13 protein-coding genes are annotated in these 14,793 nt (G+C 71.6%); 5 read left to right on the top strand and 8 right to left on the bottom strand.

The window, feature by feature from the left end; all coding sequences use genetic code 11:
* Window positions 1-30: 30 nt before the first annotated feature.
* Genes H9633_RS01460 through H9633_RS01430 form a run of 7 tightly spaced genes read right to left on the bottom strand, consistent with a single transcriptional unit; the run spans window position 31 to window position 7,564 of the window.
* The gene (locus H9633_RS01460; RefSeq protein ID WP_071641508.1) at window positions 31-1,527 is read right to left on the bottom strand and encodes a catalase; all 1,497 of its coding nucleotides are present in this window, start codon (window positions 1,525-1,527) and stop codon (window positions 31-33) included.
* Window positions 1,520-1,957, bottom strand: a complete 438-nt coding sequence (locus H9633_RS01455) for a Fur family transcriptional regulator (protein ID WP_191711832.1) — start codon at window positions 1,955-1,957, stop codon at window positions 1,520-1,522. Before H9633_RS01455 ends, H9633_RS01460 begins: the two co-directional genes overlap by 8 nt.
* A 53-nt stretch (window positions 1,958-2,010) precedes the next feature.
* Complete coding sequence (locus H9633_RS01450) at window positions 2,011-3,318, bottom strand: DUF58 domain-containing protein (RefSeq protein ID WP_191711831.1); 1,308 nt, start codon at window positions 3,316-3,318, stop codon at window positions 2,011-2,013.
* Window position 3,319: 1 nt separating this feature from the next.
* Entirely contained in the window at window positions 3,320-4,243 is a 924-nt protein-coding gene (locus H9633_RS01445) for an AAA family ATPase (RefSeq protein WP_083428620.1), read from the bottom strand.
* A 56-nt stretch (window positions 4,244-4,299) separates the two neighbouring features.
* Window positions 4,300-5,505, bottom strand: coding sequence for a DUF4350 domain-containing protein (locus tag H9633_RS01440; RefSeq protein ID WP_191711830.1), 1,206 nt, complete (start codon window positions 5,503-5,505; stop codon window positions 4,300-4,302).
* On the bottom strand, window positions 5,502-6,164 hold the full coding sequence (locus H9633_RS01435; protein ID WP_191711829.1) for a DUF4129 domain-containing protein: 663 nt from the start codon (window positions 6,162-6,164) through the stop codon (window positions 5,502-5,504). Before H9633_RS01435 ends, H9633_RS01440 begins: the two co-directional genes overlap by 4 nt.
* Window positions 6,161-7,564 (bottom strand): hypothetical protein, encoded by a 1,404-nt coding sequence (locus tag H9633_RS01430; protein WP_191711828.1) that lies wholly within the window; start codon window positions 7,562-7,564, stop codon window positions 6,161-6,163. Before H9633_RS01430 ends, H9633_RS01435 begins: the two co-directional genes overlap by 4 nt.
* A gap of 159 nt (window positions 7,565-7,723) precedes the next feature.
* Here H9633_RS01430 and mtrA point away from each other — a divergent pair, with 159 nt between their 5' ends.
* From mtrA to hpf, 5 genes are all read left to right on the top strand, one after another.
* Window positions 7,724-8,404: an MtrAB system response regulator MtrA gene (mtrA, locus tag H9633_RS01425; RefSeq protein WP_071641497.1), complete on the top strand. Its 681-nt coding sequence runs from the start codon at window positions 7,724-7,726 to the stop codon at window positions 8,402-8,404.
* 14 nt (window positions 8,405-8,418) lie between these two features.
* Complete coding sequence (gene mtrB, locus H9633_RS01420; protein ID WP_313477852.1) at window positions 8,419-10,167, top strand: MtrAB system histidine kinase MtrB; 1,749 nt, start codon at window positions 8,419-8,421, stop codon at window positions 10,165-10,167.
* A complete protein-coding gene (locus H9633_RS01415; protein WP_191711827.1) occupies window positions 10,164-11,882 on the top strand; it encodes an LpqB family beta-propeller domain-containing protein in 1,719 nt (572 codons plus the stop codon). Before mtrB ends, H9633_RS01415 begins: the two co-directional genes overlap by 4 nt.
* Window positions 11,883-11,974: 92 nt before the next feature.
* Window positions 11,975-12,622 carry a ComF family protein gene (locus H9633_RS01410; protein ID WP_071641491.1) on the top strand — a complete coding sequence of 216 codons (648 nt, stop codon included), beginning with the start codon at window positions 11,975-11,977 and terminating at the stop codon, window positions 12,620-12,622.
* A gap of 98 nt (window positions 12,623-12,720) precedes the next feature.
* The gene (gene hpf, locus H9633_RS01405) at window positions 12,721-13,377 is read left to right on the top strand and encodes a ribosome hibernation-promoting factor, HPF/YfiA family (protein ID WP_071641489.1); all 657 of its coding nucleotides are present in this window, start codon (window positions 12,721-12,723) and stop codon (window positions 13,375-13,377) included.
* Window positions 13,378-13,431: 54 nt separating this feature from the next.
* Here hpf and H9633_RS01400 read toward each other — a convergent pair whose 3' ends face one another.
* Window positions 13,432-14,760 carry a coiled-coil domain-containing protein gene (locus H9633_RS01400; protein ID WP_191711826.1) on the bottom strand — a complete coding sequence of 443 codons (1,329 nt, stop codon included), beginning with the start codon at window positions 14,758-14,760 and terminating at the stop codon, window positions 13,432-13,434.
* Between the last annotated feature and the right edge of the window lie 33 nt (window positions 14,761-14,793).

The raw sequence follows: 14,793 nt of genomic DNA, 5'->3' as shown, positions 1-14,793 counted from the left end.
TGAAGGGGCCTCGGGTTCGCGGGGCTGGGACTACTCGCCGATCCCGATCGGCTCGGGCTCGCCGATCGGTGCGCCGGCGAGCGCACGCAGCTGAGTCTCGAGGTCCTGATCGACCTGGCCCCAGTACCAGAAGAAGCGCTCCTGGATGGCGGGCACGGTCAGTCCGTTGTACTGACCGACGAGGGTCTGCACGAACCGCTCGCGCGCCTCGTCGTCGAAGACCTCGCGGTACAGGATGCTGGCCTGCACGAAGTCTCCGTCGTCCTCGCGCAGCGTCGCCGCCGAGCGCACCAGCTCGCCGTCCGACTCCCAGCTCGCCTCGACACCGAGCAGCGGGTCGGCCTCAGGGCCGCCGGCCGCGCCGTACGAGTTCGGGGTGTACACCCGGTGCTCGGCGGGCGCGTAGTGGTACTGCATCTGACCCTCGTGCATGTAGTTGCGCACCTGGGCCGCGTGCGGCTGGTTGACCGGCAGCTGGTTGAAGTTCGCGCCGATGCGGTAGCGCTGCGCGTCGCTGTACGAGAACACGCGGGCCATCAGCATCTTGTCGGGCGAGATGCCGGTGCCGGGAACCTGGTTGCCGGGCGAGAAGGCGGCCTGCTCGATCTCGGCGAAGAAGTTCTGCGGGTTGCGGTTCAGCGTGAACGTGCCCACCTTGATGCGCGGGTAGTCCTTCTTCGACCAGGTCTTGGTGAGGTCGAAGGGGTTGAAGCGGTAGGTCTTGGCCTCTTCGTACGGCATGATCTGCACGTAGACGTCCCACTTGGGGAAGTCGCCGCGCTCGATCGCCTCGTAGAGGTCGCGACGGTAGTAGTCGGCGTCCTCGCCCGCGATGCGCTCGGCCTCGCCGGCCGACATGCGCTCCACGCCCTGGTGGGAGAGGAAGTGGTACTTCACCCAGAAGCGCTCGCCCTGTGCGTTGACCCACTGGTAGGTGTGCGAGCCGTAGCCGTTCAGGTGACGCCACGAGCGCGACAGGCCGCGGTCGCCCATGACATAGGTGACCTGGTGCGCGGACTCGGGGGAGAGGGTCCAGAAGTCCCACTGCATGTCGGCGTCGCGCAGGCCCGACGCGCCGAGACGCTTCTGCGAGTGGATGAAGTCGGGGAACTTCATCGCGTCGCGCAGGAAGAAGGTGGGGGTGTTGTTGCCGACGATGTCGAGGTTGCCCTCGGTGGTGTAGAAGCGCAGGGAGAAACCGCGCACGTCGCGCCAGGTGTCGGGCGAGCCCTGCTCGCCGGCGACGGAGGAGAAGCGCAGCAGCGTCTCGCTCTTGGCGCCCGGCTGGAAGACGGCCGCGCGGGTGTACGCCGAGACGTCCTCGGTGACCTCGAACTCGCCGAATGCTCCGCCGCCCTTGGCGTGCGGGTTGCGCTCGGGCACGCGCTCGCGGTTGAACGAGGCGAGCTTCTCGACCAGGTAGCGGTCGTGCAGCGCGGTGACGCCGTCGGCGCCGACGGTCAGCGAGTGCGCGTCGCTCGCGACGGGCGTTCCTGTCTGTGTGGTGGTTGCGGGCTTGTCAGCCATTGCCGTTCCTTTCGCATTCATGACAGAGGGCTCGGTACGTGACCGCGGCTTCGAGAATCCTCATGCCGTGGTCGTGGGAGGGGTGCAGGCAGGGGGCGGCGCCGACCGCGCAGGCGACGTCTTCGACGCGGCCGCAGCTGACGCACTGCAGGTGGTGGTGGTTGTCGTCGCTGCGCAGCTCGTACAGCGCGCTGCCGACGTCGGGCAGGTTCACGCGCTGCACGACGGCGGCGTCGGTGAGATCGTTCAGGATGCCGTGGACCGTCGCCAGCGCGATGCCGGGAAGCGTGTCGCGGATGCCGGTGAAGACGAGGTCCGCCGAGGCGTGCGGTCTTTCGGCGAGAGCCTCGAGCACCCTGGTCCGCTGCACGGTTACGCGCAGTCCGGCGTCGCGCAGGCGCTGCTGCGCAGCGGTGTCGGAGAGGGCCATGCCCCCACCTTATTCTGAATTACTCAGAAAAGCGAATGATTCGCGTCAGCGTGTCAGAGGCGTCCTGCGGCCTTCAGCTCGAGGTATCGGTCGGCGATGCGCGGCGGCAGCTGCTCCGGATCCGCGGCGATCGCCTCGCCGCCGGCGCGGCGGATCGCGTCGGCGACGACCTGCGCATCCGCCATCGTCTGCTCGGCCGCGGCGGCGAGGTAGACGTCCGCCCTGGACTCACGGCGGCGGGCGAGCTCGCCGATGGCGTCGTCGGTCACCGAGCCGACCAGCACGGTCGTCGCGCGCGACGCGATCGGGAACGCGCCGAGGAACCCTCGGGCGGTCTCCGCCGCATCCTGCGCAGTGAGGACGACGATCAGCGACGGTCGGGTGGTGAGCGTGCGGATCGCGGCGAACGCGCCTGCCCAGTCGGTGTCGACCAGGCGGGCGTGCACCGGGGCCATCGCATCGGTCAGCGCGGGCAGCAGCGCCGCGCCTTCGACTCCGCTGACGCGCGCGCGGGCCACCCGGTCGTACATGAGCAGGTTGATGTGATCGCCCGCACGGGCGGCCAGGGCCGAGAGCAGCAGGGCGGCCTCGAGCGAGGCGTCCAGCCGAGTGCTGTCGCCGACCCGGGCGGCGGCGGTGCGGCCCGTGTCGATCAGGATGATGACCTGACGGTCGCGCTCCGGGCGCCAGGTGCGCAGCATGGTGGTGCCGGCACGTGCGGTCGCGCGCCAGTCGATCGAGCGGATGTCGTCCCCGCGCACGTACTCGCGCAGTGAATCGAACTCGGTGCCCTGCCCTCGCACCTGGATCGACGTGTTCCCGTCGAGCTCACGCAGCCGCGCGAGACGCGAAGGCAGGTGCTTGCGCGAGCTGAACGCCGGCAGCACCCGCAGCGCCCCCCGCACGTCGTGTCGGGCCTGTCGCCCGGCGAGCCCCAGCGGTCCGCGGGAGCGCACCATGACGAACTCGGCAGCCAGCTCGCCTCTGCGACGCGGCAGCAGCGGCACCTCGACCCGGCGCCGCTCACCCGCGGGGATGCTGAGCTGCGCGCGCTCCTCAGGGGCGCCGGCCGTGGGCTGCCACGCGTCGCGCAGCTGCCCGCGGAGCGCGCGGGAGCCGATGTTCTGCACGGCGACGGTGGTTTGCACCGGCTCGCCCAGCCGCGCGCGTGCGGGGATCGACCGGGTGACGATCAGCGAGCGCGGGCTCGCCGCCGTCGTGACGTCGATGGTCACGAGCAGCCCGCACAGCAGCAGCCAGCCTCCGAACACCGCCCACGGCGACGCACCGGCGGCGCCGAGCAGCGCCGTCGGCACGACCCCCAGCGCGATCAGCGGGGCGAGAAGAGCGGTGACGAACATGTCAGATCGGCACCCGGGTCTGCTGCACCACCGACTGCAGCACGGCGTCGGCGGAGACGCCCTCCATCTGGGCATCCGGTCGCAGCTGCAGTCGGTGCCGCCACACGGGCATGAGCATGGTCTGCACGTGATCGGGGGTCACGGCCGTGGAGGCGTTCAGCCAGGCCCACGCTTTGGCTGCCGCGAGCAGCGCGGTCGAGGCGCGCGGGCTGGCACCCAGCTCGACCGACGGCGACTGCCGCGTGGCGCGGGCGAGGTCGACGACGTACCCCAGCACGTCGTCGTTGACCTGGACGCGAGCGGCCGCGTCCTGCGCGGCGCGGATCTCGTCGGCGGTCACGGCCGCCTCGATGCCCGTCAGCAGGCGCGGGGAGAATCCGCCGGCGTGCAGCCGCAGCACCGAGACCTCGGCGTCGCGCTCTGGCATCCCGACGACGAGCTTCATCAGGAACCGGTCGAGCTGGGCCTCGGGCAGGGTGTACGTGCCCTCGTGCTCGACGGGGTTCTGCGTGGCGGCGACGAGGAACGGTTCGGGAAGCGGGCGGCTCAGGCCGTCAGCCGACACCTGTCGCTCCTCCATCGCCTCGAGCAGCGCGGCCTGCGTCTTCGGCGGGGTGCGGTTGATCTCGTCGGCGAGCAGGATGTTCGTGAACACCGGTCCGGCACGGAACTCGAACTCGCCGGTGCGGGCGTCGTACACGAGCGAGCCCGTGACATCACCGGGCATGAGGTCGGGGGTGAACTGCACCCGCTTGGTGTCGAGTCCGACCGCGCGGGCGAAGCTGCGCACCACGAGGGTCTTCGCGACCCCGGGCACACCCTCCAGCAGCACGTGACCGCGCGCCAGCAGCGCCACGAGCAGACCGGTGACCGTGCCGGCCTGCCCGACCACGGCCTTGTCGACCTCGGTGCGGACGCGGTGCATCGCCTGACGAAGCGCGTCGTCGTCCAGTGCCGCGGTGGGGGTGATGCTCTCGTCGCTCACGGGTGATTCCTTTCGGTTTGGGCGGCCCAGACCGCCGTCTCGAGTTCGGCGAGTCGTCTGGCGAGCTCGACGAGCTCGCGATCGTCGGCCGGCGCGGGGCCGCCGAGCAGGTCGTGCAGGGATCCGCGCGGCACGCCGAGGCGGTCGGATGCCGCATCCGCGACCTCCTCGGCCGTCGCCCGCGGGCTGAGGGCGAGACGCGTCGCAAGCCTGGCCCTCGTGCCCGCTCGGATCGCGGCGGCGGCATGCGGAGCGTCCGCCGCCTTCGCCGTGAGGCGCGCGCGGCCGTGCATGGTCTCGGATGCCCGGACCGTCACGGGCAGCGACTCGGCGACCAGGGGGCCGAATCGTCCTCCGCGCCACCAGATCGCGGCGATTCCGGCGAGGAGCAGCAGCAGGATGGCGGGTGTGAGCCAGGCGGGGGTCAGCTCGCCGAGGGTCGCGGGGGTGTCTGCCGTACGGTCGCCGTCCTCGAGCGACCCGACGTACCAGACCACGTGATCGGTCTGTGCGAGCAGGGCGAGCCCGAGCGCGGCGTTGCCGTCTTCGGCGAGATGGCGGTTGGAGAGCATGCGGGTCGCCTCGATGAACGAGATCCGTGCTCCCTCGCGTTCGGCGACGAGCAGGGCGGCTGCGCCGTCCGCGTCGCGGAAGCAGCCGTCGACGTCGTCGGCCGGCTCGAACATCCGCTCGGCCTGGACACCGCCCGTCTCGGCGAACTCGGGTCGATCGCAGCTCGCCTCGACCGCATCGAGGCCGCCGGCACCGGTGCTGGCTGCTCCGGTGCCGAGATCGAGGAGCTCGAGCATGCGGGCGCTCGTGCTGAGCAGCACGACGCGGTCGGCCTCGTCGAGCAGATCGAGCACCGCGTCGTCGGTGAGCGCCACCGGGTCGGTCAGCACCAGCGTGCTGCCGGGATCGAGCGCGGCGCCGGCAGCGGTGCGGCTGCGCACCACCTCGACCTCGGTGCCCTGCTGTCGCACCAGTTCGGCCACGGCCTTCGCACCGCCGGGCGCCGGCGACTCCGGGTTGAGGACGCCCTCGAGCGAGGGTGCCGTGGTGACCAGGCGCAGCGAGAGCAGTGCGATGCCGATCAGCAGGGCGACGACGAGCACCCATCCCCGCACGTTGCCGCGGCGGCCCTGGGGTCGCGGAGCGGCGGTGCTGTCGGGGACGCCGGGTGCCGAGACTGCGGGGCTCATGCGCGCACCGCCTGCGTGTCGGCGCCGAGCCGCGGGGCGGTCGCCTGGATGCGCTCGTCGGCTGCGGCGAGCTCGCGGTAGTCGGTCTCGCTCGCAGTCGTGCCCAGGTAGCGCACCCGATCGAAGAGGGTGGCGGCCTCATGCAGCGACTCGGTGAGCTGGGGGAGAGCGGGCGCCGCCTCGCGCGCGATGCCCTGTGCTGTGGCGCCGGGAGCCGGATCGATCAGATCTCGCTCGAGCAGCCCCCTGGCGAGCGCCCGGAAGCGCAGCACCACGGCGCCGTTCCAGTCGCCGTCGCGCGCTCGGCGCTCGGCATCGGCGCGCAGCTGGGTGGCGGAGCGATCGTTCTTCTCCCCGAGCAGATCCGAGCCGCCGCGCGCCGTCCGTGACGCGCGGGGTCGACCCCACACGAGGAGGGCGACGACCACCGCGGCGACCACGACGATCGTGATCAGCGTGAGCGCCAGGGGTGCGACGGCGCCTGTGCCGTCGCCGGCGAACAGGCCGAAGAACCACTCGGCCACGTCGGCGGCGAGCTGGTCGAACCAGTTGGGCTTCGCCGCCTGGTACTCCGCCTTCGACAGCTCCTCCTGCGCACGCCGGCGCGCCTCGTCACCGTCGGGGACGAACACGTCTGCGGCGGTGAGCAGTGCGATCATCCGGCTCCGCCCGGCGCTGCCCAGTCATCCGAGGGCGGTGCGGCGGTCGGGGCGGCCGCCGCGGGCGGTGCGGCTGCCCCCGCCGCGGCGGAGGGCGACGTCGGCTGCGGCTGAGCGGCGTAGGGCGGCAGCGCCTGAGGGGCCTGCGGCGGTGCCGGATACGCCTGCGGCGGTGCCTGATAGGGCTGCCCGGGATATGCCTGCGCAGGGTACGACTGACCGGCGTACGGCTGTCCGGGGTATGCCTGCGGTGGGTAAGGCTGTCCGGGGTAGGCCTGCGGTGGGTACGGCTGCCCCGCGTATCCGGCGACCGGCCGCCTGGGCGGGGGAGTCTTCGACACCGCGCGTGCCGGATCGACCGCGTACGGGTCGCCGAGCTCGGTGTCGGGCGCACCGTGCGCGCTGCGCTCGACGAAGGCGATGAGCGTCTGGTCGAGACCCTCGTACCGCATGCGGCTGTCGAGGTAGATGAGAGTCGCGCCGGTGCCCTGCACGACGAGCGTGATCGCCTGCACGGCGAGGACGAGGATCTGCGGGAGGATCGTCAGCGCCAGGAAGCCGATCACCTCGCTCTCATCCGGCGACCCGGACGGCGCCATCACGCCTCCGAGCACGCCCGAGATGATCGACCCCGGCACGCTCACCACCTGCGCGGCCAGCCCCATGATCGCGCTGATCAGGAACATCACTCCGAGCGCGGGCCAGAACCGGCCCCGGATGAGCCGCCAGGAGCGCACGAGCGCCGCGCCGAGCGTCGCCTTCTCGAGCACCAGCGCAGCGGGCACCACCAGCAGCTTCGTGCTCAGCCACACGACGAGCGGGATGCTGGCGAGCACGAGCAGCACGATGAGCCCGACCGCGAGACCGATCGAGCTGTTCGAGAAGTCGCTGCCGGCCATGATCGCGACGGCGGCGCCGCCGACGGCGAGCATCCAGAGCAGCACGGCGAGACCCTGCAGCAGGGCGTAGCCGAACAGACGCCAGAACGCCGGGCGCACGCGCGACCACAGGGAGCGCAGCGGGGCCTTCCGGCCGAGCGCGGCGAAGGACACATCGGCGGCGACGAGACCCTGCACGATCGAGGTGAAGGCGACACTCGCCAGCGTCAGCACGACGCCCACCACGATGCCCAGCGCGACGGTGCCGGCGATGATCGGACCCTGGTCCGGCGAGCCGGCCGGCACGCTCGCGATCCGCGCCGCCGAGAAGCCGGCGACGAGCACGATCACCACGACGGCGATCGCGGTGATGCCGAACTGCACGGCCACGGCGAATCCGAACAGCACCTTGGGGTTGTGCCGCAGGGCGCTGAACGACCGCCCCAGGATCATCCCGAACGTCATCGGATGCAACGGGATCGCACTCTTCTTCGGTGCGGGGGTCCAGACCTGACCGCTCATTCGCACTCCCTCCCTGCGCCCTCCCATCGTGGCACACCGCCCGGTGGGCACGTGCGCCCGCCTCCGCGCGGGCGAAGCATTCTCAAGTAGGCTGATCCGAGTCGCCTCACAGGGCGCTGCCGGTGCCGCACAGGGAAGAAAGCTGAGGCTGAGCGGAACATGACCTCTCGTATCCTCGTGGTCGACGACGACACGGCGCTCGCCGAGATGATCGGCATCGTGCTGCGCACCGAGGGCTTCGAGGCGCTGTTCTGCGCCGACGGCGCGCAGGCGGTCGACGAGTGGCGCTCGAGCCGTCCCGACCTCGTGCTCCTGGACCTGATGCTGCCGGGGATGGACGGCATCGAGATCTGCACCCGCATCCGTGCCGAGTCCGGTGTGCCCGTCATCATGCTCACCGCCCGCAGCGACACGGCGGACGTCGTGCGCGGTCTCGAGGTCGGCGCCGACGACTACATCGTCAAGCCGTTCAACCCGAAGGAGCTGGTGGCGCGCATCCGCACCCGGCTGCGGCCCGCGCCCCAGACCGAGACCGAGGTTCTGCGGGTCGGCGACCTGACGATCGACGTCGACGCGCACGAGGTGCGCCGGGGAACGGCACCCATCGCGCTGACGCCGCTCGAGTTCCAGCTTCTGGTCGCCCTGGCATCCAAGCCGCAGCAGGTCTTCTCCCGCGAGATGCTGCTCGAGCAGGTGTGGGGCTACCACTACAAGGCCGACACGCGCCTCGTGAACGTGCACGTGCAGCGGCTGCGTGCGAAGGTCGAGCTCGACCCCGACAACCCCCGCATCGTCACGACGGTTCGCGGCGTGGGCTACCGCGCCGGCAGCGTCGGCTAGGTCCGATCGTGGCCGTGAACCCTCCGACGCGCGTCACCGCCGCGCTCTGGGGCGGGCCTCGCCGGTGGCCGGAGGTCGTGTCGGCGCTGTGGCGCACCTCGATGCGCTTCCGTGCGACGGCGACCACGCTGCTGCTCACGTCGCTCGCGATCTTCATCATCTGCGTGGTGATCGCTCTGGTGATCCGCGGCGACCTCTTCGAGTCGCGCAAGGACGAGGCGCTGCACAACGCCAGAGCAGCGGTGTCCGCCGCGCAGAAGCAGCTCGACTCGGGGCAGACCGGCGACGACCGCGCCACCATCGCCGCGGTGTGGGGCGAGGCGCAGCGTGTGCTGGGCCGCACGGCCTCGTCGAGCCGCATCGTGGGCTTCATCTCCTCGGCCCAGGGCGACGGCTACACGCCGACCGGCTTCCGCAGTCTGGAGTACTCATCGGGGCAGATGGCGCTGAGCGACGAGCTGCGCACGCGGGTGCAGCAGGTGACGACGCGCCAGGCGTGGCAGTCGATCGCCCTGCCGCAGCCTGACGGCACCGTTGCCGCGGGGATCGTCGTCGGCCAGCTGCTCGAGTTCCGCGGGGTCGGCACCTACGAGGTCTACATCGCCTACGACCTGGTCGACGCCGACGAGACCCTGCTCTTCGTGCAGCGCACGCTCTGGTTCGCCGGGATCACGCTCGTCGCGCTCATCACCGGCATCCTGTGGCTGGTGCTGCGCTCGGTGTCCGCGCCGATCATCGAGGCGGCCGAGACCAGTGAGCGTCTCGCCGCGGGCGACCTCGAGGTGCGCCTGCCGGTGTACGGCGAGGACGAGCTCGCCAGCCTCGGACGCTCGTTCAACGCCATGGCCGACAGCATCCAGAGTCAGATCAAGGAGCTCGCCGAGCTCTCGCTCGTGCAGCAGCGCTTCGTATCGGACGTCTCGCACGAGCTGCGCACGCCGCTGACGACGATCCGCCTGGCCGCCGAGATGATCAACGACACCAGAGACGAGTTCGACCCGGTCACCGCGCGCACCGCAGAGCTGCTGCACACGCAGGTGCAGCGCTTCGAGACGCTGCTGGCTGACCTGCTCGAGATCAGCCGGTACGACGCCGGATCCGTGCAGCTCGAGGTCGAAGCAACCAGTCTCGCCCAGCTCGCGGAGGAGATGGTCGATGAGATGCGGCCGCTCGCCGCGACACACGGGACTGAGCTGCGGCTGGTGGCGCCTGGCGGCTATTCGCCGGTCGACATGGATCCGCGCCGCGTGCGCCGGGTGCTGCGCAACCTCATCGGCAACGCGATCGAGCACGGCGAAGGCGAGCCCATCGTGATCACCGTCGACAGCGACCAGCGCGCCGTGGCGATCGGCGTGCGGGATTTCGGACTCGGGATGCGCCCGGAGGACGCCGAGCACGTGTTCGACAGGTTCTGGCGGGCCGATCCGTCGCGCAAGCGCACGATCGGCGGGACGGGGCTGGGACTGTCGATCGCGCTCGGCGACGCCAGACTGCACCGCGGCACGCTGGAGGTGTGGTCGGAGCTCGGGGCGGGCACGAACTTCGTGCTGACGATTCCCCGAGGCCCGGACGTCGAGGTCGGCCGCGGGCCGGTGCCGCTGGAGCCGACGGAGGTCGTCGTCGACCTCGTCGACGTCACCGAGCCGATCACGCTGCGCGGTGTGCGGGACATCCCTGACGGCAGCAGCCGGGGAGCGGATGCCGGAGACGATCGGCGCCGCGATGCCGGCGACCCGGCGGAGAAGGGACGGCAGTCATCATGAGCTCGCGCACCGGCATCCGTCTCCTGTCGGCGATCGCCACCGCCCTTGCCACCGCCCTCCTGCTGGCCGGCTGCACCGGTCTGCCCACGACGGGCCCGCCCAACGCCGGACTCGCTGTGGGGGAGGAGATCGAGGAGCCTCCGTTCTCGTTCATCGCCGAGGGGCCGGAGCCGGGGGCGGGGCCGGCACGCATCGTCGAGGGCTTCCTCGACGCATCCATGTCACCGGCGGATTCGTGGGGCATCGCGCGGAAGTTCCTCACCGACGACTTCCAGAGCGCCTGGAAGCCCGACGCCGGCGTCACGATCGACAGGTCGGTCGAGAACCGCGACTACGACTCGACGGTCGAGCCGGATGACGAGGATGCGACGTCGGCGGAGGTCAGCGTCTCACTCGCGCAGGTCGCGAGCGTCGACGGCACCGGCGCCTACACCGCCGACACCGGCACGGCGACCGCCACCTACCGGCTCGTGCGGGAGGAGGGCGGCGAGTGGCGGATCTCCGAGGCCCTCGACGGCATCACCCTCGACATCGACACGTTCGGGCAGGTGTACGAAAAGTTCTCGCTGCAGTACTTCGACCCCACCTGGAGCCACCTCGTGCCCGACGTGCGCTGGTTCCCGCGACGGGCGGCCATGGCGACGACAGTGGTGCGAGCGCTGATCTCCGGCAAGCCGAGCGAATGGCTCGCCCCGGCTGTGCGGCCGTTCTCGTCCGACGTCGAGATGGTCGGCGACGCGGTCACGGTCGACACGTCCCAGGTGGCCTCGGTGCCGCTGAACCGCGCCGCGCTCTCCGCGTCGCCCACCGACCTGGCCCGGATGCGCACCCAGCTCGAGGCGAGTCTCGAGGGGTCAGGGGTGACCGAGGTGCGTCTGCTGGTCGACGGAGTGCCGCTCGACGCGGGCCGCATCACCGTCGAGGACCCGATCATCGACCCCGGCGTGCTGGTGCTCGGCGACGAGATGTTCGGCATCGCCACCTCCGGCGGCGAGATCGCCCCGGTCAGCGGCCTCACGGCGCAGATCGCGAAGATCGCCGACCCGATCGCCGCCGTCGACGTCTCGGCCGACGCGCAGCTCGCCGCGGTGCAGCTGCGCGACGGGCGCGTGTTCGCGGTCAGCGAGGGTCACACGAACCAGGTCGACGGTCGCGGCGGGCTGGTCGCGCCGTCGCTGGATCCGTTCGGCCTGATCTGGACGGCGCCGGCATCGAACCCTGCCGCGGTGCAGGTCTCGACCGCGCAGGCGGATCCGTCGACGGTGTCCGATGCCTGGCCGTCGGCGGACGCCATCAGCCAGCTGCGCGTCTCGGCAGACGGCGCGCGGGTCGCGGCGGTCGTCACCTCCGGCGGTGAGCGCCGGCTGGTCGTCGCATCGGTGATCCGCGATGAGGAGCAGCGTCCGATCAGCCTCGGCACGCCCTACTACGAGGTGGCGCAGCTCTCGGGCGCGGTGCAGGGGCTGTCGTGGGTCGGCGCCGACGCGGTGGCGGTGCTCAGCGCCACCCCCGACCCGACGCTGACCACGCACATGATCGGCGGGCCCTCGGCCGTGTCGTCGGCGCCGGCTGGGGCGACAGCCCTGGCGGGCGCGAAGACGGTCACGGGGGTGCGCGTGCTGTCGACCGACCAGTCGGTGTACGCGCAGCGCGGCTCGTTCTGGCAGGAGGCCATCTCAGACGTGCGGGTGCTCGGCACCAGAGCGGGCTACTGACTCGTCCTGCACCGGATGCCCGTGCGGCCGGGCTCTCCCCGATGCCGCGCAGCGCGGGATCGGGCCGACGACCGATCCGACACAGTCGAGTCATGGATGCGGATCCCTGGCGCCGGATCGGCGGCGACGCGCTCGCGCTGCTGCTCGCGGCGACCTGCCCCGGATGCGAGCGTCCCGGCACGCTCCTGTGCGATGCGTGCCGGATGCTGCTGCGTGCCGAGCCGCACGAGGTGCGCACCCCGACCGGCATGCCCGTGCACGCCGCCCTGCGATACGAGGGCGTGCCCGCGCGCGCGATCAGACGCCTGAAGGAGGACGGCGCCACCATGCTCGCCCGCCCGCTGGCAGCCTCGCTGGCCGGCATCCTGCGCACCAGGGCGGCCGGTGCGCTCATCGTGCCGGTGCCGACGAGTCGTGCCGCGTTCCGGCGGCGGGGCTACCGGGTGCCCGAGCTGCTGGTGCGGCGCGCCGGTGCCACGGCGCACCGGCTGCTGGTGTCCGCACGGCGCACGGGAGACCAGCGCGGGCTCGATCGCGAGGCACGCGCTCGCAACGTCGCGGCGAGCATGCGCGCCGCTCGGCGCGGGCACGGGCGGGTCGTCATCGTCGATGACGTGGTGACGACGGGCGCGACGCTCGACGAGGCGGCACGGGCGCTGCGCGCCGCCGGGTTCACCCCGGTGTGCGCGATCGCGCTCGCCGCGACGCCGCGCCTGCGCGACACGGCGATCTCATCGTGAACGGATAGTGACATGGGGGTGCACGACGACTAGCGTAGGTGGACACAAGGCGACCGCGGTCCGCCCTTGGCCGGGCGGACCGGGACAAGGAGACAGTGATGGAAACGAGCATCGTCGGCGTCGGAGTGAGCATCTCCGACCGATTCCGCACCGTTGTCGAAGAGAAGACAGCCCGTATCCAGACGCTCGCCCCGCGAGCGCAGCGACTCGAGATCAAGGTCACCCATCGTGCCTATCGCAACGGGCGGATACCCGATGAGACGGTCGAGCTCACCCTGCTCAGCAAAGGGCCGGTGATCAGGGCGGAGGCCGTCGACCCCGACAAGTTCGCGGCGTTCGACATGGCGCTCGACAAGCTCGCCGAGCAGCTGCGTCGCGCCAAGGAGAGGCGCATCGACGGCCGCAACCACCCCCGCGGTGCTCACTTCGAGAAGGAGAGCGGCTCCCTCGCCGGAATCGACGTGCAGCCGGCTTCGGTCGACGTGCTGCGCGCCGTGGCGACCGGAGCGATCCCGGTGCAGGCGGACGAGGAAGAGGAGTACTCGCCCGTCGTCATCCGCACGAAGAGCTTCGACGCCGAGTGGATGACCGTCGAGGAGGCCGTCGACCGCATGGAGCTGGTCGGGCACGACTTCTTCCTGTTCGTCGACGCGCGCACCGACCACCCGAGCGTCGTCTACCGCCGCAAGGGCTGGGACTACGGCGTCATCTCGCTGACCACGGCGGCCCCGCCCGAAGAGGCGATCGCCTCCTGAGACCGCACGAGGCGCCTTCCCACGGGAAGGCGCCTCGTGTCTGCGGTGCCGGCCTCAGTCGAAGATGCCGTCCAGGAGGCTGCCGATCACCAGGCCGCCGAGGACGCCGCCCATGATGTCGCCCCCGCCCATCCCGCTGCGGCGGCCTCCGCCGCCGTTCCAGCCGTCGCCGCCCCAGCCCTGGTTCTGCGGGCGGGACGAGTCGATGTCGCGCTGAGCGAGCTGCAGAGCCTCGGATGCCAGCAGCGCCACGCGCCGGGCGGCCGCCAGGGCCTGCTCGCGGGTGTCCTCGGCGGGGAGCATCGCGGGGACATCCATCCGCAGCCGCTCGGCCTCGGCCAGTCGCGTTCGCGCGTCGGCGCCGATCCACCCGCGGTGCCCGGCGATGAGCCCGCGCGCGACACCCAGCTGACGGTCGGCATCGTCGAGAGCGTGCTGCACGTGATCGAGCGAGGGGAGCGGGTTCTGAGCGCGGTACTGCGCCTTGGCGATCGCCTCGTCGAGGGCGGTGTTGGCTGCGCGCAGCTGCGTGAGCTCCGCGAACGGATCGTTGCGCGTGCCGGCCGGGGCGAGCGCGAGCAGCGCCGTCTCGAGCTCGCCGGTGGCCTTCGCGACCTCCGGCGTCTGCGGTGCGTTGCGGGCGGCGGCGATGTCACCGCGGGAGTCGGCCACCACGTCCGCGAGGGTGGACTCGGCGCGCAGCGCCTGGATCTCGAAATCCTCGACGGCATCCAGCAGAGCGCCGGCGCGGCGCACCGCCTCCGTGGCGGTCTCGAGTGCGAGGTTCGCCTCCTCGTTCTGACGTGCCGCGCGACGGCGCTCAGAGACGTCCGCGCCGTGCGTGGCGAAGGCGAGCAGCTGCTCCGCCTCGTCGCCGGAGGAGGCGATGCGGCGCATCGCGGTCTCCGCGTAGCGCGACGAGAGACGCTCGATCGTCGCGCGCGCCTGGGGGATCCTCGACGCGAGGGTCTCGCCATCCCGCCGCACCTGCGCGATGATCTCGGGGGCACGGCGCACCTTCGCGACCGTCTCGGCGAGCTCGCCGGTCTTCTCGTCGAGGAGGTTCTCCGCCCACTCGCACAGCTGGACGATGCGGGCGTTGCGGGTGCGCAGCTCTTCGACCGTGTCGGGGATCTCGTCGTGGTTCAGCTGGTGCAGCTGGAACGCCTCGCGCAGGTGCGTGCGCACCGAGGTGAGCGCATTGCCGAGGTCGGCTGTCAGCGACTCGCCGAGCTCTGCCTGGGCGAAGGCGAGCTCATCGGAGGTGGTGCGGATGCGCTCGTCCGCCGCGACCAGCGACTGCTCGGCGCGGCGTGCGAGATCCGCGTCCTGCGCTGCGAGCGCCTCATCTTCACGTCTGCGTCTGCCCCAGAATCCGGCCATGTCACGATCCTACGGTCGCCGGACGATGCGCGC

This window comes from Microbacterium commune (assembly GCF_014836945.1).
GTDB classification, from domain to species: domain Bacteria; phylum Actinomycetota; class Actinomycetes; order Actinomycetales; family Microbacteriaceae; genus Microbacterium; species Microbacterium commune.
The sequence above is the reverse complement of the archived record's forward strand: the minus strand, read 5'-3'. Positions and strand labels throughout refer to the sequence as shown.

Coding starts and splice junctions, on each gene's coding strand:
- H9633_RS01460 (WP_071641508.1), bottom strand. CDS start 1,527: ATGGCTGACAAGCCCGCAACCACCACACAGACAGGAACGCCCGTCGCG.
- H9633_RS01455 (WP_191711832.1), bottom strand. CDS start 1,957: ATGGCCCTCTCCGACACCGCTGCGCAGCAGCGCCTGCGCGACGCCGGA.
- H9633_RS01450 (WP_191711831.1), bottom strand. CDS start 3,318: ATGTTCGTCACCGCTCTTCTCGCCCCGCTGATCGCGCTGGGGGTCGTG.
- H9633_RS01445 (WP_083428620.1), bottom strand. CDS start 4,243: ATGCACCGCGTCCGCACCGAGGTCGACAAGGCCGTGGTCGGGCAGGCC.
- H9633_RS01440 (WP_191711830.1), bottom strand. CDS start 5,505: ATGAGCCCCGCAGTCTCGGCACCCGGCGTCCCCGACAGCACCGCCGCT.
- H9633_RS01435 (WP_191711829.1), bottom strand. CDS start 6,164: ATGATCGCACTGCTCACCGCCGCAGACGTGTTCGTCCCCGACGGTGAC.
- H9633_RS01430 (WP_191711828.1), bottom strand. CDS start 7,564: ATGAGCGGTCAGGTCTGGACCCCCGCACCGAAGAAGAGTGCGATCCCG.
- mtrA (WP_071641497.1), top strand. CDS start 7,724: ATGACCTCTCGTATCCTCGTGGTCGACGACGACACGGCGCTCGCCGAG.
- H9633_RS01415 (WP_191711827.1), top strand. CDS start 10,164: ATGAGCTCGCGCACCGGCATCCGTCTCCTGTCGGCGATCGCCACCGCC.
- H9633_RS01410 (WP_071641491.1), top strand. CDS start 11,975: ATGGATGCGGATCCCTGGCGCCGGATCGGCGGCGACGCGCTCGCGCTG.
- hpf (WP_071641489.1), top strand. CDS start 12,721: ATGGAAACGAGCATCGTCGGCGTCGGAGTGAGCATCTCCGACCGATTC.
- H9633_RS01400 (WP_191711826.1), bottom strand. CDS start 14,760: ATGGCCGGATTCTGGGGCAGACGCAGACGTGAAGATGAGGCGCTCGCA.